This window comes from Streptobacillus canis, from assembly GCF_009733925.1.
GTDB classification, from domain to species: domain Bacteria; phylum Fusobacteriota; class Fusobacteriia; order Fusobacteriales; family Leptotrichiaceae; genus Streptobacillus; species Streptobacillus canis.
Map to the genome: position 1 here is coordinate 35,636 of NZ_WOEI01000004.1, position 21,074 is coordinate 56,709.

The 21,074-nt window shown below is 27.8% G+C and carries 20 protein-coding genes; 2 read left to right on the forward strand and 18 right to left on the reverse strand.

The window, feature by feature from the left end:
• Window positions 1-9: 9 nt before the first annotated feature.
• Genes rlmB through GM111_RS02215 form a run of 3 tightly spaced genes read right to left on the reverse strand, consistent with a single transcriptional unit; the run spans window position 10 to window position 2,171 of the window.
• Window positions 10-708 carry a 23S rRNA (guanosine(2251)-2'-O)-methyltransferase RlmB gene (rlmB, locus tag GM111_RS02205; RefSeq protein ID WP_156299261.1) on the reverse strand — a complete coding sequence of 233 codons (699 nt, stop codon included), beginning with the start codon at window positions 706-708 and terminating at the stop codon, window positions 10-12.
• Window positions 708-899, reverse strand: coding sequence for a hypothetical protein (locus GM111_RS02210; RefSeq protein WP_156299262.1), 192 nt, complete (start codon window positions 897-899; stop codon window positions 708-710). The genes rlmB and GM111_RS02210 overlap by 1 nt, the downstream gene beginning before the upstream one ends.
• A 57-nt stretch (window positions 900-956) precedes the next feature.
• On the reverse strand, window positions 957-2,171 hold the full coding sequence (locus GM111_RS02215) for an AraC family transcriptional regulator (RefSeq protein ID WP_156299263.1): 1,215 nt from the start codon (window positions 2,169-2,171) through the stop codon (window positions 957-959).
• Between the two features lie 169 nt (window positions 2,172-2,340).
• Here GM111_RS02215 and GM111_RS02220 point away from each other — a divergent pair, with 169 nt between their 5' ends.
• Complete coding sequence (locus tag GM111_RS02220; protein WP_156299264.1) at window positions 2,341-2,910, forward strand: xanthine phosphoribosyltransferase; 570 nt, start codon at window positions 2,341-2,343, stop codon at window positions 2,908-2,910.
• Window positions 2,911-3,104: 194 nt separating this feature from the next.
• Window positions 3,105-4,253 (forward strand): lactaldehyde reductase, encoded by a 1,149-nt coding sequence (fucO, locus tag GM111_RS02225; protein ID WP_156299265.1) that lies wholly within the window; start codon window positions 3,105-3,107, stop codon window positions 4,251-4,253.
• A gap of 28 nt (window positions 4,254-4,281) precedes the next feature.
• Here fucO and GM111_RS02230 read toward each other — a convergent pair whose 3' ends face one another.
• From GM111_RS02230 to GM111_RS02300, 15 genes are all read right to left on the reverse strand, one after another.
• The gene (locus GM111_RS02230; protein ID WP_156299266.1) at window positions 4,282-6,126 is read right to left on the reverse strand and encodes a vWA domain-containing protein; all 1,845 of its coding nucleotides are present in this window, start codon (window positions 6,124-6,126) and stop codon (window positions 4,282-4,284) included.
• Between the two features lie 2 nt (window positions 6,127-6,128).
• Window positions 6,129-7,667, reverse strand: coding sequence for an AAA family ATPase (locus tag GM111_RS02235; RefSeq protein ID WP_156299267.1), 1,539 nt, complete (start codon window positions 7,665-7,667; stop codon window positions 6,129-6,131).
• An 80-nt stretch (window positions 7,668-7,747) separates the two neighbouring features.
• Window positions 7,748-8,125, reverse strand: coding sequence for a 50S ribosomal protein L17 (rplQ, locus tag GM111_RS02240; RefSeq protein WP_156299268.1), 378 nt, complete (start codon window positions 8,123-8,125; stop codon window positions 7,748-7,750).
• A 39-nt stretch (window positions 8,126-8,164) separates the two neighbouring features.
• Window positions 8,165-9,133: a DNA-directed RNA polymerase subunit alpha gene (locus tag GM111_RS02245; protein WP_156299269.1), complete on the reverse strand. Its 969-nt coding sequence runs from the start codon at window positions 9,131-9,133 to the stop codon at window positions 8,165-8,167.
• A gap of 54 nt (window positions 9,134-9,187) precedes the next feature.
• Window positions 9,188-9,775 (reverse strand): 30S ribosomal protein S4, encoded by a 588-nt coding sequence (gene rpsD / locus GM111_RS02250; protein ID WP_067321949.1) that lies wholly within the window; start codon window positions 9,773-9,775, stop codon window positions 9,188-9,190.
• 28 nt (window positions 9,776-9,803) lie between these two features.
• Window positions 9,804-10,187, reverse strand: coding sequence for a 30S ribosomal protein S11 (gene rpsK / locus GM111_RS02255; RefSeq protein ID WP_066900371.1), 384 nt, complete (start codon window positions 10,185-10,187; stop codon window positions 9,804-9,806).
• A gap of 26 nt (window positions 10,188-10,213) precedes the next feature.
• Entirely contained in the window at window positions 10,214-10,579 is a 366-nt protein-coding gene (rpsM, locus tag GM111_RS02260) for a 30S ribosomal protein S13 (protein WP_067321947.1), read from the reverse strand.
• Between the two features lie 137 nt (window positions 10,580-10,716).
• Complete coding sequence (rpmJ, locus tag GM111_RS02265; protein ID WP_012858378.1) at window positions 10,717-10,830, reverse strand: 50S ribosomal protein L36; 114 nt, start codon at window positions 10,828-10,830, stop codon at window positions 10,717-10,719.
• 19 nt (window positions 10,831-10,849) lie between these two features.
• On the reverse strand, window positions 10,850-11,068 hold the full coding sequence (gene infA, locus GM111_RS02270) for a translation initiation factor IF-1 (RefSeq protein WP_012858377.1): 219 nt from the start codon (window positions 11,066-11,068) through the stop codon (window positions 10,850-10,852).
• Between the two features lie 180 nt (window positions 11,069-11,248).
• A complete protein-coding gene (locus GM111_RS02275) occupies window positions 11,249-11,482 on the reverse strand; it encodes a hypothetical protein (protein ID WP_156299270.1) in 234 nt (77 codons plus the stop codon).
• 9 nt (window positions 11,483-11,491) lie between these two features.
• Entirely contained in the window at window positions 11,492-12,112 is a 621-nt protein-coding gene (locus GM111_RS02280; protein ID WP_156299271.1) for a ribonuclease HII, read from the reverse strand.
• Between the two features lie 57 nt (window positions 12,113-12,169).
• Window positions 12,170-13,888: an arginine--tRNA ligase gene (argS, locus tag GM111_RS02285; protein ID WP_156299272.1), complete on the reverse strand. Its 1,719-nt coding sequence runs from the start codon at window positions 13,886-13,888 to the stop codon at window positions 12,170-12,172.
• Window positions 13,889-13,953: 65 nt separating this feature from the next.
• Entirely contained in the window at window positions 13,954-18,345 is a 4,392-nt protein-coding gene (locus tag GM111_RS02290; RefSeq protein ID WP_156299273.1) for a PolC-type DNA polymerase III, read from the reverse strand.
• Window positions 18,345-19,775, reverse strand: a complete 1,431-nt coding sequence (gene purB / locus GM111_RS02295; protein WP_408022629.1) for an adenylosuccinate lyase — start codon at window positions 19,773-19,775, stop codon at window positions 18,345-18,347. The genes GM111_RS02290 and purB overlap by 1 nt, the downstream gene beginning before the upstream one ends.
• Window positions 19,775-21,061: an adenylosuccinate synthase gene (locus GM111_RS02300; RefSeq protein WP_156299275.1), complete on the reverse strand. Its 1,287-nt coding sequence runs from the start codon at window positions 21,059-21,061 to the stop codon at window positions 19,775-19,777. Before GM111_RS02300 ends, purB begins: the two co-directional genes overlap by 1 nt.
• Window positions 21,062-21,074 lie beyond the last annotated feature (13 nt).

Below are 21,074 nucleotides of genomic sequence, written 5' to 3' on the forward strand. Positions count from 1 at the left end.
CTTTTCCTCCTATTTGCTCATTTCAGATAATAAGATACCTGCAGCTACTGATACATTTAATGAATTTATTTCCCCTTTTAAATGTATTTTTAGTATGCTATCACAAGTCTCTCTAACTCTTTTTCTCATTCCTTTACCTTCACTACCTAATACTAAAGCTTTTTTCTTAGGATAGTTTTCTTCAAAATAGAATTTTTCACCATTAGCTTCAGCACCATATACAAAATATCCATATTTTTGTAGTTTTTCTATAGTATCAGCAATATTAGTTACTTGAACTATATCTACATGTTCTATTGCACCTGTAGATGATTTTACTACAGTTTCTGTAACTTTAACATTATTTCTATCTTGCATTATTATTCCACTAACACCAAAACACTCACAAGATCTAATTATAGCTCCAAAGTTTCTTGGATCTTGTATTTGGTCAAGTATTACTATAGTTGATTCTTCTTTCATTAATTCTTTTTCTAAAAATTCAACAAAATCAACATAATAATCATATTCTGAAATATATGCTACAACTCCTTGAGAGTTGTCATCTCTTTTATCAGTATAGAATATTTTTAAATTTCTCTTACTTGCAAGTTCTAAAACTTGTTTAATATGAGCTTTATTTATTCCTTTGTATACTTCTAATTTTTCAATAGTAGTCTCACTTTTTAAAACTTCTATTACAGGATTTATTCCTTTAATTTTTTCCATTATTCTTCTCCTATAAAATCTAACATTAAATATTCTTTCATTATTTCTCTTATTTCTTCTTCGCAATCTTCTTCTAAATCATAATCAAGATTTTCTATATCTTCATTAATAGTTTTTAGCTTCTTCATCTGTTCTTCTAAAGCTGTGATTGCTTCATCTAATTTTTGAATTCTTTTTTCTAATTCATCCATAAAAACTCCTACTTTTAATTATACTTTAGTTTATATTCTATTGTCAATTATTTAGAATTACTTTTTCTGATATTCTCTAAAACAAGTAGGTGTCATATTCTTATTCTTTTTAAAATTATTATTAAATGACTTAATGTTGTTATATCCTACTTCAAAACAAATATCAATTATAGGGATTTCAGTGTTAATTAGTAATTCACATGCTTTATTTATTCTAATATGATTTAAATAAGTACTAAAGTTTCTATCTACATATGATAATAGTAGTTTATTAATTTTAGTTTCTGATAAATTATATTTTTTAGATATTTGTTCTAGGTTAATATCTTGCATGTATTCATTGTTAATATAGTTTATTATATCAAATATAATTTTTTTGTCTTCTTCATTAAATGCTGCAAATGATTCTCTATACATATTTCTATATGCAGTAGGAGTCATGTTCTTCTTCATATTCCATATTTTTGTGATATGTGAGCCATCAACAAAACCTGACATATTTGCTATTTCATCTAAACTCAGATTAGTATATAGTAATAGATCTTCTGTTTTAGAAAGTCTAATCTTATACAGTAATTCATTAAAAGTTAAATCCGTAAATTCTTCTATATACCTTCTAACTGTTGATTCACTCATAAAAAATATTAGTGCAAGCTTATTTATCGTAAGTTTTTCATTTGAGTGAGCGTGTATATATTTAATAAGTAGTTGTGCTTCTGAGTATCCAGTTTCATCATTATGACCTATCTTATTACTATTACGAGATATTACAACTAAAAATTCTAAAAATTTAGAAATTATAAATATTTCAGAATAGGCTTCAGCCATAAACTGATCTACACATTCAAGTATATTATCATCTCCTATTTCTGCCCTTATCTCTAGAAGTATTTTTTTTATTTTAGTACCTTCTCTACCATCTAAATCTACTTCTCCTAGCTTTTCAATATTGTTGAAAATATCAATGTATTCTGGTCTAATATGATTAACTATTCTTGAAATATATGATTTATTATATGAAAAAATCAACACATTTATATTTTTCTTTACTTCAGTAATTTCAGTAGTACTCCATGGACTTATACTAATTAAACTATTTTCCTTAATAGTATATTCAACTTCATTTAGTTTTATTTTTCCAATACCTGAAACAACAAAAGCAAATCTATGTGTTGTATGTATAGTCTTATCACCTATCTCGTCTATTAACTTAGTCACTATGCTTACAGCCCTTTTTGACTGATTGAAAGTGTTGTCACTAAAATATCCCATTTTTCACCCACAACTTTCCTTATAATAACTGCACATTTACCTATATTATACCCTTAGTTTACTACATTTTCAACGTTAAGTATATACAAAATGAGAAAAATTTAAAAAAAAGTAGTAATTTTGTAAAAAAAATGCTAATATATATGAAAAATAAATAAGGGAGATACTTATGGATAGTTTAAAAGAAAAAATATTAAAAGAAGGAACTTTAAAACCAAATAACATTTTAAAAGTAGATTCATTTTTAAATCATCAAATTGATGTAGCTTTCATGAATGAAATAGGAAAAGAATTTAAAAGAATATTCTCAAATGTTAAAGTAGATAAAATAGTTACTATAGAAGCTTCAGGTATTGCAATTGCATGTATAGCTTCACAATATTTTGATCATGTCCCTGTAATTTTTGCAAAGAAAACAGAATCTAAAAATTTAAGTGATGATGTATATAAATCAAAAGTATATTCATATACTAAAGGTAGAGAATATGATATCATGTTATCTAAAAGTTATGTAAAAGAAAATGAAAATATATTAGTAATAGATGATTTCTTAGCAAATGGTGCTGCAGCTTTAGGATTAATAGATTTATTAAGACAAGCTAATGCAAATATCGTAGGTATAGGAATAGTTATTGAAAAATCATTCCAAGTTGGTGCAGAAAGAATAGAAAAAGAAGGTATAAGATTAGAATCACTTGCTAGAATTAAGTCTTTAGATGGATGTATAGAATTTAAGTAGAGGTAACTCTACTTTTTTATTTAGTTAATTAACTAACCTATTTATAATAGTAGTAAAACGTTGGTTTATACCAGTTGTTAAAAAAGGTGTAAAATATCTAAAGTATTTTTATTATAAAAAAATTTGTTTTATTATCATTTTCGCATTATATTATTTATATAAGCTAAATTAGCATTAGAAAGGATGATTATTAAATGAAAAGACTGATTTTAAATGAAACTTCTTATTTTGGAAAAGGTGCAATAGAAGCAATAGTTCCAGAATTTAAAAAACGTGGATTTAAAAAAGCTGCAGTTATCACAAGTGATGACTTAGTAGAATTAGGACTTGCTGGTAAAGTTACTGCTTTACTTGACGAAGCTGGAATTGACTATGAAGTATTTGGAAAAATAGTTCCAAACCCAACAGTTAAAAACGTTAAAGACGGTGTTGAGTTCGTTAAAAATTGTAAAGCTGACTGTATAATTACTGTAGGTGGAGGATCTCCTATGGATACAGCTAAAGCAATTGCAATCATCATTACTAACCCTGAATTTGAAGATGTATTATCTCTAGAAGGTGTTGCAGATACTAAAAAACCTTGTTTACCAATACTTGCAGTTCCTACTACATCAGGAACAGCTGCTGAAGTTACAATTAACTATGTAATTACAGATGAAGATAGAAATAGAAAATTCGTTTGTGTTGACCCACACGATATACCAATAGTAGCATTTGTTGATAGCGATATGATGGCTAAAATGCCTGCATCACTTGCAGCAGCAACAGGAATGGATGCTATGACTCATGCTATAGAAGGATATATAACTAAAGGTGCATGGGAAATGACAGATATGATGCATATTAAAGCTATAGAAATAGTTGGAAGATCATTAAGAGATTCAGTTAAAGGTTGTGAAAAATGTAGAGAAGATATGGCTCTAGCGCAATATATAGCTGGTATGGGATTCTCTAACGTAGGACTTGGATTAGTTCACGCTATGGCTCACCCATTAAGTGCTTGGTATGATACTCCACATGGTGTTGCATGTGCTTCATTATTACCAACAGTTATGAAATTTAACAAAGACTTTACTGGAGAAAAATATAGAGATATAGCTAGAGTATTAGGTGTTGCTAACTGGGATACATTAAGCTTAGAAGACGTTAGAAACGAAGCTTGCTTAGCAGTAGATAAATTATCTAAAGATGTTGGAATACCTGCAACTATATCTGAATTAGGTGTTAAAATGGAAGATATACCTAAGATAGCACAAGATGCATTTAATGATGTTTGTGCTCCAGGAAACCCTAGAGAAGCTACATTAGAAGAAATAATTGAATTATATAAATCATTAATGTAATAAAAGACACCCTCCTAAGAGGGTGTTTTTATTTAAATTCATCTTCAATTATCTTAAATAAATTCTTTATCAAATTATCTATTTTATCACAACGAACCACATTTCTATATATGTTTTTTAAATTATGAAAAACTATATCTTCATCTTCATCATCAAGTGCTATCGCTATAATCTTAGTCTCGAAATCTTCTACACTTTTTGCCGAAACTTTACTATCTATAATAGCAAAATCTCCAAGATATCCTATATCTTTAGAATCAACATGTGCTGGCATACCATCTGATATCATTATTATTAATTTTTTATCACTCTCATATTTATCTATATATTTTTTAGCCCATCTAATACTTAACCCTTCCCTAGTTCCATCATCACAATCATAATCAACTATATTGTATTTTTCATTTTTTCTAGGTTTAAATGAATAAAGTATTTTATGCTCTAGAATATCTTCATGATAAATAGCCCTATGTTTTACTATAGAATGCTTAATTTTACCTTCTAGAACCTCATGCAATATTACACTTGATTCTATTGCACCACGCATTAAAGATCCCATCATAGATCCAGAATTATCTATCATTAATATAATTGATAGATTATCAAATTTTCTTGTCTCTACATTTTTACCCCAAATTCTATTCTTTATATCAAACATTCTTTTAGAATTAATATTACTTCCAAATAGTTTTTTATCTTCATATTCCACACTATCTAATTTTAATAGTGTTTCTATTCTTTTCCTATATTTATTTATTTGCATTCTATTTCTTCTACAGATATTTAAATATTCTTCCTTATTTCTAAAGTCAATTTTAGGATAAATCTCTTTAATATCAATATTTTTATGTACGTTAGCTAGTGAAAACTTCATTCCCTTTTCTATAAATATCTTTTCCCTATACTCGTTTATAATCCTTATAGTTTCTTCTGCATCTTCGTCAAATTCTATCATAGTAACTTCTCCTGGTCCATCAATGATGAAGAAGATATCTCCATCTGGTTCAATAGGATTATTACTAAAATAGTCTTCTTTTTTTAATTCTTTAGTAAAATCACCTGTGAATTCTTTTAATCTATTTGTAATTTCTTCAATTTCTTTTTCACTACATTCATCAATTAAGTCTTTCAATATTTCTAATACTTCAACTGAATAATCATATCTTCTTCTAAAATTTTTTTCAACTACCGCTTTATGATATATAGGAATGATTTTATCAGTATATTCTTTAATTTCTTCATTCTCCATAACTTCGAAATATGGGTAAATGAATCTTGAAAATACATAGGATAATATTAATTGCAATTTAATACATGCAGGACTTAATTTAATCCCTTCAATTTCATTTTCTATTTCTTCTGGTAATTCTTCTTTTTCTTCTTTGTATAAGTCTGAATAAAGCATTAATAATCTTAAGAAATCAATATATTTTCTAATTCCATCATATACAAATTTCCCTATATTTTCTATATATACATCTTCTATTGCATTATCTATTATCTTTAAAACTGAAAAATATTTATTATTATTCTCAAACCTCTTATCCATTGTAATTAAAGAAGGAAATTTACTGTACAATATATGTAATGATTCATGTATATTTATACATCTAGTAATTAATTTTAATGATTCTAATTCGTCATTTACATTAAATGAGTTTTTAAGCATAAATTCATTTACTTTTTGTAATGCTACTTTATTCTTATACATATTTTTTAATGTTGGATCTATTACTATATTTTTACCATCAGTGAATGCCATGTTACACTTTTTAAATACTAGATTAATATTATTCTTCTCTGTAAATATTCTAGCAAATTCTTTTTCTAAATTAGAGTTTTTGCTATTAAAAAATTGTTTTACAACATGCATAATTACTTCCAATCGAATATTTTTATACTACTTCTAATAGTCTTTTCAAAATATTCATCACCTTTTGCAATTGGTATAATGGTTTTTTCAGCTGCATCAACATAACCTTCATATTTTGCCAGTCTAACCCAGTTTTCTAAATTTCTTGCTGATATTACAAAATCAAGTTCATCTTTCTTTATTCTCTTTAAAATTTTATTATATACTGTTATTACTTTATCAACTTTGGGCTCACATTCTGGTACTCTTTTAATCAGCATTCTTCTAATATCTTCTTTACTTAATTCATCCATTTCAACTATAATATTAAACCTGTTATATAACGCTTGGTTTAATTCTTTAGTTCCATAGTATCCTCTATTCATAGTAGCTAAAAATCTAAAGTTTTTATGTCTTCTTACAACTTCTCCATTATCTAATCTTACAAAACCATTATCATCCAATAATGAATTTAAAAAAGCTAAATATTGAGGCTTAGCAAAATTTATCTCTTCAAATACTACCATACCACCATATCTTATTGCTTTTGTTACATAGGTTTCATAAAATATTATCTTATCATCTTTTGGTATATACTTACCTAGTATAAATTCATCTAAATTTTCACTACAGTTAATAACTTCCATTAATGGCATATTAATATTTTGTGCAATAAGTTTTGCTGACATAGTTTTACCAGTTCCTGCAGGACCTGTAAGTAACATAGAAATACTATCTCCACTACTAATAGCATTACATGTTTTTCTTAATTTTTTAGGTATAATAAACTCTGCAGGAAGGTTTGGTACTAGTTCCAAATATTCTTCATTAAATTCTTTATTATCATATTTTATTATTACTGATAATTCTTCCTCTAGCTCTACTTCATTTTCTTTTTCTATATCTTGAATACCAAAATACAATAATTCAAAAGTATTATCAGAAAACTCAACTTCATTTTTAACACTATTTTCATATAGCTGTTGATAGTTATAGTCATTATTTTTATTGTTTTGATAAATTATTTCTTCTAGTTTAACAAAATTTTCTATATTTCTAGAAAATACAAATTCATCAAAAAGTTCTCTATATTCAGCATTACTATGATATTCAAATATAATATGACATAAATTTTCTAAAAAATTACGCATATATGAATCAATTATACTTTCATCACTAATATATTCTCCAAATGTATCTAAAAACCCTATTTCCATACTTTTTGTAATATTCGAATAGTAGAATGTAAATTTTTCTATTTCAGTATCAATTATTCTTTCAAAATGCCAATCACTAAATATTTTAATATATCCATCTATTTCATTTTCACTAATATATATTTTCCCATATTTTTGATTTATTTTAATGTAATCAATATAGTCTGCTAAAAATATTACCGCCTCTGAAATAGACTGTGATAATGACGTTTTATTTGGATAAGCTTGATTTCTTGGATCAACATATATATTTGTTACATCATCTAAATGCCTTTTACCAAAACCCTTATATATTTTATTATCATTTCTTGATAATCTAAATGATTTTTTAAATGAATTTGACATATTATCACCTCATTTTTATTATACCTCAAAAAATATATTTTTAAACAAAAAAAATCGCATTAGCGATTTTTTTCTATTTATTAAACTAACTCTATAATTGCAAGTTCAGCTGAGTCTCCTCTTCTTACGTCAGTTTTGATGATTCTTGTGTAACCACCATTTCTTTCAGTATATCTTGGAGCTATTTCTTTACAAACTTTTGCAGTTGCTTCTTCGTTTCTTAAGAAAGCAAATACTTGTCTATATATATGTACTGCTTTTGCTTTATCGTCATTAGCTAAGTTATATTTTTTACCTAAAGTAATCATTTTTTCAACGAACTTTCTTAACTCTTTAGCACGAGTTACAGTAGTTTCGATTTGCTCAGCGTTAATTAAAGATATTGTCATATTCTTCATCATTGCTAATCTATGATCACTTCTTCTTCCTAATTTTCTATATGATTTTCTGTGATTCATAAAAAATTTGTCCTCCTATCTTACTTAAAATCCGGTATTCTATTCTTCTGATGAAGACATTTCATAACCATATTCTTTCATTTTTTCAATTATTTCTTTTGCAGATTTATTACCTAAGTTTTTGATCTTTTTAAGATCTTCTTTAGTAAGTTTGATTAATTCACCTATAGTATTTATTTCTACTTTTTTAAGGCAGTTATATGAACGTATAGTTAATCCTAATTCTTCAATCTTAGTATCTTCTACAAGTGATGGTTGAGAATCATTTGAAGCTTCAACTTCTAATTCTTCTTCTGCTCTAAATTTAGCCATTGCAGTTCCTATGTTTGCAAATGGTTTAGTGTGAATATTAATTAATTCAACTGCATAAGATAATGCATCATGAATATCAATACTTCCATCAGTTGTAACTGTTAAAGTTAATTTGTCATAATTTGTTACACGTCCCACCATAGTATCTTCTACTTGATAACTTACTTTTCTAATAGGTGTATATATTGCATCAACAGCAAGGAAATCTGCTTCCCAACCTGTAGTGTTAATCTCATCAGATACTACAAATCCTTCTCCAGAGTCTACTATAAATTCCATATCTATAGCTCTCTTAGTAGTAATTGTTGCAATTACTTGATCAGGATTTATTATAGTTATTCCTGCATCAGGAATGATATCCGCAGCTGTAATTACTTTTGGTCCTACAACTGATAATTTCATTCTTTTTTCAACAGGTTCATCTAGTTCTACTACTATTTCTTTTATATTTAATACTATATCCGTAACTGCTTCTTTAACTCCTTCTATCATTGAAAATTCATTTAAAACACCATCTATTCTTACACCTTTAATTGCAGAACCAGGTATTGATGATAAAAGTACTCTTCTTAAAGCATTACCTATAGTATTTCCATAACCTCTATATAGTGGCTCTAATGTGTATTTAGCACTGTATTGGTCAATTTTCTCTTCTGTAAGCTTAATGTTTTTTGCTATCTTCTCAATATTTAACAAGATAAACCAACTCCCTTATATAGAATTTTATCAATAATCTAATAATATCAATTATTATCTTGAATAGAACTCGATTATCATTGCTTCGTTGATTTCAAAGTCAACTGCATCTCTTGTAGGATTTTCTAAAACTTTTGCAGTTAAAGTTCCTTCTTCTAATGATAACCATCCAGGAACTGATTTTTGTCCTACTGATTCTTTAATTATTGAAAGTTCAGTTGATCCTTCTTTAAGAGTAATAACATCACCTTGTTTTACTCTGTAAGAAGCTATATCTACTCTTTTACCGTTAATTAAGATGTGACCGTGACTAACTATTTGTCTAGCTTGTCTTCTAGTTGAACCAAATCCTAATCTATATACTACGTTATCTAATCTTCTTTCTAAGTATTGAAGTAATAACTCACCTGTTACTCCTTCTTTTCTTGTTGCTTCTTCATATAATTTATAGAATTGTTTTTCCATTACACCATATACAAATCTTGCTTTTTGTTTTTCTCTTAATTGAGTTCCATACTCAGTTAATTTTTTATTTGCATTTGGTCTTATATTTCTTTTTGATTTTTTATTTACACCTAAAATGCTTGGATCTAATCCAAGAGTTCTACATTTCTTTAAAATAGGCTGTCTATCTCTTGCCATTTGTTAATTTCCTCCTTTGCCTTGTTAATTATAATTTTTTCTTAGGCGGTCTAGCCCCGTTATGAGGAACTGGAGTAATGTCTACTATTCTAGTTACCTCTAACTCTGTTGCTTGGATTGATCTTATTGAAGCTTCTCTTCCTGATCCAGGCCCTTTAATTTTAATTTCGATTTTTTTCATTCCATTTTCAATTGCTACTTGTGCAGCTTGTTCTGCAGCTATTTGTGCAGCAAATGGAGTTCCTTTTTTAGTACCTTTGAAACCAGATGTACCACCTGATTTCCATATAACTACTTTACCTTCACTATCAGTGATAGTAACAACTGTGTTGTTGAAAGTAGAATGTATGTAAGCTATACCATTAGGTATATTTTTTAATTTTTTCTTCTTAACTACTTGTTTTTTAGCCACTTATATGGTCCTCCTATCTAAAATTTTTACTTCTTCTTAGCCACAGCCATTTTTGCTGGACCTTTTCTAGTTCTTGCATTTGTCTTAGTTTTTTGACCTCTTACTGGTAATCCCATTCTATGTCTTAAACCTCTGTAACATTTAATATCAGTTAATCTCTTGATATTAAGTCTGATTTCTTTTCTTAATTCCCCTTCTATCTTATATTCTTCTACGATAGTTCTGATTTTTCCTACTTCTTCTTCAGTTAAATCTTTAACCTTAGTATCTTTGTTTATACCAGCTTTTACTAAGATTTCATTTGAAATGCTTCTTCCTATTCCGTAGATATAAGTTAATGAGATCTCAACTCTTTTGTTTCTTGGAATGTCAACTCCTGCGATTCTAGCCAAATCCTTTCCTCCTTAAATAATTTTTTTACCTTCATCAATATGCCTTTACCCAAACATAAAGTACAAGCTCTACAGCTAAACATATTTTTACAATTTTTACATAATTTAAGTTAAATATATATAAAAATTTTAGATGTTTATCCTTGTACTTGTTTGTGTTTAGGGTTTTCGCATATTACTCTTACTTTACCGTGTCTTTTGATAATTTTACATTTATCACAGATACGTTTTACAGATGCTTTTACTTTCATTTATAAAAACCCTCCTATATTATTTTTTTCTATAAACGATTCTACCTCTAGAAAGGTCATATGGTGATACTTCAACAGTAACCTTATCTCCAGGTAAAATTTTGATGTAGTTCATTCTCATTTTTCCAGAGATATGACCTAATAACACATGTCCATTTTCTAAACGAACTTGAAACATTGCATTTGGTAATGCTTCTAATATTTCTCCTTCTAATTCAAGAACATCCTGTTTTGCCATATTTTCACCTCAAATCTTTCTAAAAATTAAACAATAAAACGTGATGAGTAGTTTAATCCTCATCAAACCAAAATCGTTTATACTGAATAAGTATATCACAACTTAATATATTTTTCAATACTTTTCGCACATTTTTTTACAAAATTTAAAAAAAGATTAGACAACTCTAATCTCTCTCTTTTATTTACAACATTCACAGTTATTTTTCCCATAATTTTTTTCTACTATAGCTGCATTGTATAGTTCAGTTTTTCCACAACAAGCACATACTCTTAGATAATATAATTCATTTTTTAAAACTAAATCAAAAAATTTTTGAGTGAAATCACTACCATCTTTCATTCCTTTAACTGGAAGATATATTTTCTTTATCATAAATTCTTCTTTACCACAAATAATACAACATTTTTGCATGACTTTCACCTACTTTTCACTTAAATTTTTTAAAAAGCTTAATCTATGTATATCACATATCCCTTTTTCTTTAATACATTCATAATGTCTTTTAGTTCCATAACCTTTATGTTTTGCAAATTCATATCCAGGGTATTTTTTATCATAATCTTCCATTATCATATCTCTTGTAACTTTTGCAATTATTGATGCTGCAGCTATAGATAAAGATTTTCCATCACCTTTTACTACCGCTTCTTGTTCTCCTAAATACCCTTTTATTTCTTTATTTCCATCAACTAATACTAATCTACCTTCTATTTCTATTTCATTTAATGCATTATTCATAGCTAAGAAAGTAGCATTCAAAATATTTATTTCATCTATTACTTCTTCATCAACTATTCCTACACCGTAAACTATATTTTTACTTGCAGTTAAATAATCATATAATTCTCTTCTTTTCTTATCTGTAAGTTTTTTTGAATCATTTAACCCTTCAAGTTCTTTACTATATCTTTTTATATATACACAAGCTGCAACCACAGGCCCAGCAAGTGGTCCACGTCCAGCTTCATCTACTCCTATTACTTTTTTATTAAAACTCTTATCAAATTCCCTAAGTTCCACTTTATCATCTCCTACATACATTATACCCCAATGTATTATAAAAGTAAACAAAAATGGCACCGAAGTGCCATATATTTATTACATTTTATCTACTGTTCTAATTCCAAGTAAGCTTAAAGCTTTCTTAATAACTACTGCAGTTTTTTCGCATAATGCAAGTCTTGCTTTAGTTAATTCTAAGTTATCTTGATCTATAACTTGATTTGAGTTATAGAATGAATTGAATTCTTTAGTTACTGAGTAAACATATTCTGCAATTAAGTTAGGTCTATTTGATTCATAAGCTTTAATTACAGCTGTTGGAAGTTTATGTAATGAAACAGCTAAGTTTCTATCAGCTAATTCACTTCCTTCTACTAAGTATTTAGATCCTTCAAATTCAATTCCTAATTCTTTAGCTTTTCTTAAGATAGACATAATTCTTACATATGAATATTGTAAGTAAGGTCCTGTATTTCCTTCAAAGCTTAATACTTTATCCCAAGTAAATGTTATACCAGATGCTCTATTTTGGCTTAAGTCGAAGTATTTAATTGCTCCTACTCCTACTGTTTCTGCAATATATTCTCTTTCTTCTTGAGAAAGTTCTGGATTTTTTTCATCTACTATTTCTTGTACTTTTTCTTTAGCTTTGTTTAAGATATCTTCAAGTCTAATTACATCTCCACCACGTGTTGAGAAGATAGTTCCATCTCCAAATCTCATGATACCAAATTTAGTATGGTATTTATCATAATCATATGGAGCACCTAACATTTCAGCAATTCTAAATACTTGTTTAAAGTGATCTGATTGTCTTTCATCAACTACGTATATTGCAATATCAACATTTAATTCATCTTTTCTATAAACTATAGTTGCTAAATCTGATGTAGAGTATAAGAAAGAGTTATCTTTCTTTTGAACTATACAAGGTGGTAATTCATCATTTTCAAAGAATACTACTAAAGCTCCTTGATCTTGTTTAGCTATACCTTTTTCTTTTAATTTTTCTAATACTTCAGGCATCATTTCATTATAGAAAGATTCTCCATTGAATAATTCAAATTCAATATCTAATCTCTTATATACTTTATCATATTCTCTTAATGATGAAGTAATAAATTCTTTCCATAAAGCATAGTTTACAGGATCTCCTGCTTGAACTTTTCTTAATTCTTCTCTTGCTTGTTCTTCAAGAGTTGGATCTTCTTTAGCTTTTTGAGAGAATAATACATATATTCTTTCTAATTCTTCAATAGCATTAGCTTCATAAGCTTCTCTATCTAACCAGTTGTTATATGCAACTATTAATTTACCAAATTGAGTTCCCCAGTCACCTATATGGTTATCTCCATAAACTGTAAATCCTAATTCTCTATATATTCTCTTTAATGCATCCCCTATTATTGTACTTCTTAAATGTCCAGCATGCATTCTTTTTGCAATGTTTGGTGATGAATAATCTATTGCAACAATTTTATCATTAGGTACACCATATTCATATTCTTCTTTACCTAATTTATCCGTCTCTTGATTTAATAAATCAGTATTTATAAAGAAGTTAATAAATCCAGGCCCTGCAACTTCAACTTTTGAAATTACACCCTTACCATCGAAATTTTCTACTATTGTATTTGCGATTTCCCTTGGGTTTTTACCTAACATTTTTGCTTTTTGCATAGCGAAGTTTGTTTGATAATCACCGAATTCTTTTTTAGTCGCATTTTGGATATCTAATTCAGTTAATTCAAAATCATATGATTTTTTTATGTTTTCATTTAAAACATCTAAAACTTGATTAATAAGTATTTTCATTGTTTCCTCCTTCATTTTTTGTTATTTTCGTATTATTATACTCTTATTTAACTATGTTGTCAATGTTAAAAAAGAGTTAATTGATTTGATTCTGGTATAGATGTATCTATACATCCAAATGTTTTTAACATTTCAAGTACAGTTTTTGATATTTTACATCTCTTACTTAAGTCTTCAATAGAAGTAAATTCCTTAATTTCTCTTTCTTCTACTATTGTTCTAGCTACTACTTCTCCTAATTGATCCATAGCAATTAAAGGTATTCTAATTTTACCATCTTCAATAGTAAATTTCATAGCATCAGATTTATATATATCTATAGGTAATAATTTTATTCCTCTATAGTACATTTCTATAAGTATCTCAAATAGTATAATTTGTTTCTTATCCAATACTTTCAAGTCTCTACTTTCTAATTCTTTTCTCTTTTGTAAATTCATTTTTATTTCATCTATAGTTCCATACATTTCTTTAAATGAGAAATCATCATATTTTCTATTTAAGAAAGCAGTATAGAATTCAAGTGGATAGAATACTTTAAAGTAAGCTATTCTAACTGCCATCATAACATAAGCTACCGCATGGCCTTTAGGGAACATGTATTTTATTTTTTCACAAGATTCTATATACCATTCATCTATATTACTTGCCTTCATACTTTGCTTATATGTTTCCCATTTTTCTTTATTTTTAGAAGGTTGTCCTTTACGTACAAACTCCATAATATTAAATGCTTCTGACTTATCCATTCCTTTATCTATAAGTCTATTCATAATGTCATCCCTAACAGTAATAACTTCACTAAGTGTTGCAACTCCATCTCTTACATATTCTTGAGCATTGTTTAGCCAAACGTCAGTTCCATGTGAAAGTCCTGATATTCTTACAAGCTCTGCAAATGTTGTAGGAAGGGTATCTTCTAACATCTTTTTAACGAAGTCTGTACCAAATTCTGGTATACCATTAGTTCCCATTTTACATCCAATTTGTTCCTCTGTAACACCTAATGCTTCAGTAGAATTAAATATACTTATAACCTTAGGGTCTGTTAAAGGTATGTTATATATATCAACATGAGTTAAATCTTGTAACATTCTTAAAGTTGTAGGATCATCATGTCCTAATATATCAAGTTTTACTAATTGTTGATCCATAACGTGATAATCAAAATGTGTAGTAATAGATCCAGAGCTTTCATCATTTGCTGGATATTGAACTGGAGTGAAATCATAAATTGATTTATAATTTGGAACTACTATCATACCTCCAGGATGTTGTCCTGTTGTTTTTCTAGCACCAGTACATTTTTCTGCTACTCTTTGTATTTCAGCTTTATTCCTATTACAATAATCATTTATTCTTTCATCTAATTTTTTCTCTTCACTAGCCTTAGTTATTGGATCTAATTTTTTAAGACTCGTATTATATTTACTATATATCTCTTTTTCAAAATCTTTTTTAATACTTTCTTCAAAATATTTTTTAGCTGTAGTATAAGCATTTTTTTCTGCAAGACCTGAAATAGTTCCTGCTCTAAATACATAATCATCACCAAATAGTTCTTTAGTATATTTATGTATTTCACCTTGATATTCTCCTGAGAAATTTAAATCTATATCTGGTGTTTTATCTCCCTTAAATCCCATAAATACTTCAAATGGTATTGAATGTCCATCTCTTATTAGTTTACATTTACAATTAGGACAATCTTTTTCCTCTAAATCTACTCCAGAACCTTCAAAGTCTTTCATTTCAAAATATTTACATTTTTCACATCTATAATGTGGATAAAGAGCATTAACCTCTGTTATTCCCATGAAATATGCTACTATTGATGAACCAACTGAACCCCTTGAGCCAACTAAATATCCATTATCAACAGATTTTTTAACCAGTTTTTGAGCTATTAAATAAAGTACAGCAAATCCATTACCAATAATTGAATCTAGCTCTCTTTTAACTCTTGATTCAACTGCTTCAGGAAGTGGATTACCATAAAGTTCATATGCCCTATTATATGTCATATTTCTAACTTCATCTTCTGCTCCTTCCATTACTGGTTTATAATCTCCATCAGGTATAGGTTTTATCTTTTCAATTTGATCATTTATCTTATGTGTATTGTATATTACTACATCTTTAACATCTTCACCAAGATAACTAAATTCATCTAACATTTCTTCCGTAGTTCTAAAATAGTTTCCTGTATCTATTTGATAAGTTCTAAAAGCTCTATCTGAACCAAGAAGCAGTGCTGCCTTAGATTTTTTATCTTTATCATCTAAGTAATATACATTACCTACAGCAACAGCAAGTTTGCCTTTTGTTTTTGCCATTTCAACAAAATCTTTATTCATTTTTTCAATAAATTCATAATTAGAAATTTCTTCCATTTCTATCGCATCATTATATATGCTCTTAGGATATATTTGTACATAGTCATAGAAATCTAATTCTTGCATAATTTCATCGTTAGAAATACCTCTAACATATTGACTTACAAGTTTACCTTTATTAAATCTACCAGAATATATAGGACTTGATGAAATCAAGAAATTTTCTCTATCTTTTTCAAGATCTGTTTTAAGTATTCTTGGCTTTTTATCTCCATAATATTTTAAATGAGATATAGATACAAGTTCATAAAGTCTTTTTAGTCCTGCTAGGTTTTTAACAAGTATAGTTACATTTTCTGTATCTGCTATCTTAGGTTTCTTTTCTAGTTTTTCACTTACATCAACTAATTTTTCAACCCCTTTTGCTGATACTAGTGCTAGTAATTCTTTAAATAGCTCAGCAGTTGCATTAGCATCATCTACTGCTCTATGGTGATTTTCAAGTTTAATATTAAATCTCTTAGTTAACGCATCTAAGCTAAATCTCTTAACATCATCTACTAAAATTTTAGCCCATTCTAAAGTATCTATATATGAAAAATCAGAAACTAAGCCCAACTCTTCACATTTTTTAGATATGAAACCAACGTCAAATTTTGCATTATGAGCAACCAATGTTGTATTTTCAATAAATTTCAAGAATCTAGGTAATACTTTATCTACAGTATCACTATCTTTAACCATAGCATCATTTATACCTGTTAATTCAACAATTTTTTTAGGTATTATCATTTGAGGATTAATAAATTCTGAAAATCTTTCAAGGACTTTTCCATTTTTAAGTTTAACAGCACCTATTTCTATTATCTTATCATTAACTGGCGAAAACCCTGTAGTCTCTATATCGAATACTACAAATTCCTCTTCCTCTACAAATACATCTTTTGCTTTTACTATTAAAGGAGCACTATCATCTACCATATATGCTTCCATACCATAAATTACTTTAAATTCTTCATCTGCTTTTACACCCATAGCAACAAAAGGGAAAGCATGAACTACACCATAGTCAGTAACTGCTACAGCCTTATGTCCAAACTCTCTAGCTCTTGAAACTAAAGATCCTTTTTTCTCAGATTTAGGTTCTATAGTTGATAACATATCACTCATATTAGTATGTGCTGCAAGCTCTATTCTTTTTTCTGGTGCATTATCTTCTCTTTTTTGAGTATTACCTTCAACTACATTTATATCTCTTAATATTATTGAATAATCATCAAAATACTTTTCATATTTACCTGCAATTTCAACTGTATCCCCAAGTTTGAATTGTATTTCTTCCTTATCATTTACAAACCTAGTACAAGCTACTGAATTTTCATTGTCAGTTATATATATTATTATTTTTAATTTACCACTTTTAGTAGGTGCTATATCTAAATAGAATATTTCTCCTCTAAGTGCAATTTCTTGTCCAACCATTAAATCTTCAAGATCACTAAATTTACTTAAATTTAGTTTAGGTTTAATATATTTCTTATTATTAACTATACCAGGTTTAATTACCTCTTTTTGTTTAGGAATTATTGGTAATTCATATTCCACTTCGTCAATTTTCTTAACTTCAACTATATCTTCATTTTCTGTATTTAAAGCAAAAAAAGTCTCAACATTAATATTTTGAGAGAAAGTTTCATTAATGAACCTACTTATCTTTTTATTTATATCTCTTTGCATTTCTTTATGAGTGTTCATTATTGTTTTAAAGTTAATTTTTAAATTATCTTGTGTATGACTGTAAGTATAGTTTGATAAAAGTGATGATAAAAATGGGTTAGTATTTCTAAAAATTTTAATTGTAAACTCAACTATTTCATCTATGTTGAATTTATTTTTTTCACATGTATTTACAATAAATTTAACATGAAGAGTGTTGGAAACTTTTTCCAACACTCCTCTAATATTTTCTAAATCTTTAAACACATTTTCTATATTTAAAATATCATAATTTATTACTACTTCTCTAACCTTAGAGTTAAGTAGTGCAATTTCTGTTACTTTAATATTACTAATACCCAAGTTATCTTCATTAACTGTAAGTATAGTATAGCCTTTTTTCATTATTTATCTATCTCCGTTTGTGAGTTTATTATTTCGTCACTGTATCTTTCTAAGATTGGTTTAACATCATTATTTAAGAATTCTTCAACTTGTTCTTTTGAATATCCTATAAATCTTTCTGCTTCTAATATGCTATCTATTTCATCTTTAATAATATCTAATCTTCCATCTTTTTTGATTAATTCAATTAAGTTATTATCTAATCCTTCAAGTTTTACATTTCTTGCAGCTTCCATAGATAGTTCTCTAATAATTTCATGTACATCTTGTCTATCCATACCATTTTCAACAGCTTTCATGATAATGTTTTCTGTTGCCATAAATGGTAATTCTTTATCAAGATTTCTTTTTATAATTTTTTCATATACTACTGTATTTTCAAAAATATTTAATAATAGGATTAATATTCCATCTATAGCTAAGAAGCTTTGAGGAACTGATAATCTTTTATCTGCTGAATCATCTAATGTTCTTTCAAACCATTGAGTTGCAGCTACTAATTCTCCATTATGACCATTTGCCATAACAAATTTAGCAAGTGATGCTACTCTCTCACTTCTCATAGGATTTCTCTTATATGCCATAGCTGAAGATCCTATTTGTTTTTTTCCAAATGGTTCTTCTATTTCTTTTAAGTGTTGTAAAATTCTAAAGTCATTAGTAATTTTATGTGCACTTTGAGCTATATTTGATAGAAATTGTAAGATTTGTGAATCTTGTTTTCTATCATAAGTTTGAGAAGAAAGTGTTTGTTTTACTTTAAATCCAGCTTTTTCTGTAACTAATTTATCTAATTTTTTAACTTTTTCATAATCATTAAATAGTTCTTTGTAGCTTGCTTGAGTACCTGTAGTACCTTTAGCTCCTCTGAACTTTAAGTTTTCTAATCTAAATTCTAGTTCTTCTAGATCATAAACTAAAGATTGTATCCATAAAGATGCTCTTTTTCCTACTGTAGTAAGTTGAGCAGCTTGGAAATGTGTGAATCCTAAAGTAGGCAATCCTTTATACATGTCAGCAAATTTAGACATTCTTTCTATAACAGAAACTAATTTTTTTCTAACAAGTAAAAGTCCTTCTTTAATTTGTATAATATCTGTATTATCTCCTACATAGGCACTAGTTGCTCCAAGGTGAATAATTTTTCTAGCGTTTGGAACTAAGTCTCCAAAAGTATGTACATGCGCCATAACATCATGCTTTAAATCTTTTTCATATTTAGCAGCTAAAGCATAATCAATATTGTAAACATTTTCTTCCATTTCTTTGATCATTTCATCAGTAATGAAATCAAGACCTAATTCTTTTTCTGATTTTGCAAGATTAACCCATAATTTTCTCCAAGTTGAAAATTTAAAATCTGGAGAAAAAATGTATTGCATTTCTTCACTTGCATATCTTTCGCATAACGGATTCACGTATTTATCCATTAAAATTCACCTCTATAAATATTTTGTTCTCTACTTGGTCCTACTGATATTAAACTTATTGGAGTTTCTAAGTAACCTTCAATAAATTCAACATATCTCTTACAATTTTCAGGTAAGTCTTCATAATTTTTAACTCTAGTGATATCTTCTGTCCATCCTGGGAACTCTTTATATACTATTTCAATTTCTTGAGATTTTCTTAAGTTTCCTGGGTAAGTTTGATAAATTTTACCATTGATATCATATGCAATTGCAACTTTAATAGTTTCAAGTCCAGTTAATACATCAAGTTTAGTTAAAACTATATCTGTTAATCCGTTGATTAATGTAGCATATTTACCTACAACTAAATCTAACCACCCACATCTTCTTGGTCTTCCTGTAGTAGCTCCAAATTCATATCCTACAGCTCTTAAGTTTTCCCCTATTTCATTATTTAATTCTGTAGGGAAAGGCCCTTCTCCTACACGAGTTGTATAAGCTTTCATAACTCCTAATACTCTATTAATTTTGTTAGGTGATACTCCACTACCAACACATGCTCCACCTGCTGTTGGAGAAGAAGTTGTAACATATGGGTATGTTCCATAATCTATATCTAACATTAATGCTTGCGCACCTTCAAATAGTACTTTTTTACCTTCTACTACTGCTTGGTTAATTTCAAATACAGAATCTATTATTCTATCTCTCATTTTATCGGCAAGTACTCTATATTTTGCTAATATTTCTTCAAATGAGAATGTTGGATATCCATATTTTTCTAATATGTCATTTTTTTCTTTTATATTCCATTCAAGTTTATCTTTAAATCTATCAAAGTCTAATAAATCTCCCATTCTTATACCATTTCTAGAGATTTTATCGTTATAGCATGGTCCTATTCCTCTTTGAGTAGTTCCTATTTTGTTTTCCCCTAAAGCTTCTTCTTTTGCTTTATCTATAGATATATGATAAGGCATAATAATATGTGTTCTTTCATCTACATATAGGTTACTTAAATCTTTACCTCTTGATTCAAGTTTAGATATTTCATCAAGTAATACATCTATATCTACTACTACTCCTGAACCAATTATACATTTCCCTTTATTATTTATTACTCCTGATGGAAGTAAGTGTAATATGAACTTATCCTCACCAACTATTACAGTATGACCTGCATTGTTTCCACCTTGATATCTTACTACATAATCAGCATCTGGAGATAAAACGTCTATTATTTTACCTTTTCCTTCATCTCCCCATTGAGTTCCTACTACTACATAAGTGTTGTATTTTTTCATATTATTTCCCTCT

Coding starts and splice junctions, on each gene's coding strand:
- GM111_RS02280 (WP_156299271.1), bottom strand. CDS start 12,112: ATGTATGTAGGAGATGATAAAGTGGAACTTAGGGAATTTGATAAGAGT.
- GM111_RS02300 (WP_156299275.1), bottom strand. CDS start 21,061: ATGAAAAAATACAACACTTATGTAGTAGTAGGAACTCAATGGGGAGAT.
- rpmJ (WP_012858378.1), bottom strand. CDS start 10,830: ATGAAAGTAAAAGCATCTGTAAAACGTATCTGTGATAAATGTAAAATT.
- rplQ (WP_156299268.1), bottom strand. CDS start 8,125: ATGAATCACAGAAAATCATATAGAAAATTAGGAAGAAGAAGTGATCAT.
- infA (WP_012858377.1), bottom strand. CDS start 11,068: ATGGCAAAACAGGATGTTCTTGAATTAGAAGGAGAAATATTAGAAGCA.
- GM111_RS02235 (WP_156299267.1), bottom strand. CDS start 7,667: ATGTCAAATTCATTTAAAAAATCATTTAGATTATCAAGAAATGATAAT.
- GM111_RS02230 (WP_156299266.1), bottom strand. CDS start 6,126: ATGCATGTTGTAAAACAATTTTTTAATAGCAAAAACTCTAATTTAGAA.
- rlmB (WP_156299261.1), bottom strand. CDS start 708: ATGGAAAAAATTAAAGGAATAAATCCTGTAATAGAAGTTTTAAAAAGT.
- fucO (WP_156299265.1), top strand. CDS start 3,105: ATGAAAAGACTGATTTTAAATGAAACTTCTTATTTTGGAAAAGGTGCA.
- purB (WP_408022629.1), bottom strand. CDS start 19,775: ATGGATAAATACGTGAATCCGTTATGCGAAAGATATGCAAGTGAAGAA.
- GM111_RS02220 (WP_156299264.1), top strand. CDS start 2,341: ATGGATAGTTTAAAAGAAAAAATATTAAAAGAAGGAACTTTAAAACCA.
- GM111_RS02275 (WP_156299270.1), bottom strand. CDS start 11,482: ATGCAAAAATGTTGTATTATTTGTGGTAAAGAAGAATTTATGATAAAG.
- argS (WP_156299272.1), bottom strand. CDS start 13,888: ATGAAAATACTTATTAATCAAGTTTTAGATGTTTTAAATGAAAACATA.
- GM111_RS02290 (WP_156299273.1), bottom strand. CDS start 18,345: ATGAAAAAAGGCTATACTATACTTACAGTTAATGAAGATAACTTGGGT.
- GM111_RS02210 (WP_156299262.1), bottom strand. CDS start 899: ATGGATGAATTAGAAAAAAGAATTCAAAAATTAGATGAAGCAATCACA.
- rpsD (WP_067321949.1), bottom strand. CDS start 9,775: ATGGCAAGAGATAGACAGCCTATTTTAAAGAAATGTAGAACTCTTGGA.
- GM111_RS02215 (WP_156299263.1), bottom strand. CDS start 2,171: ATGGGATATTTTAGTGACAACACTTTCAATCAGTCAAAAAGGGCTGTA.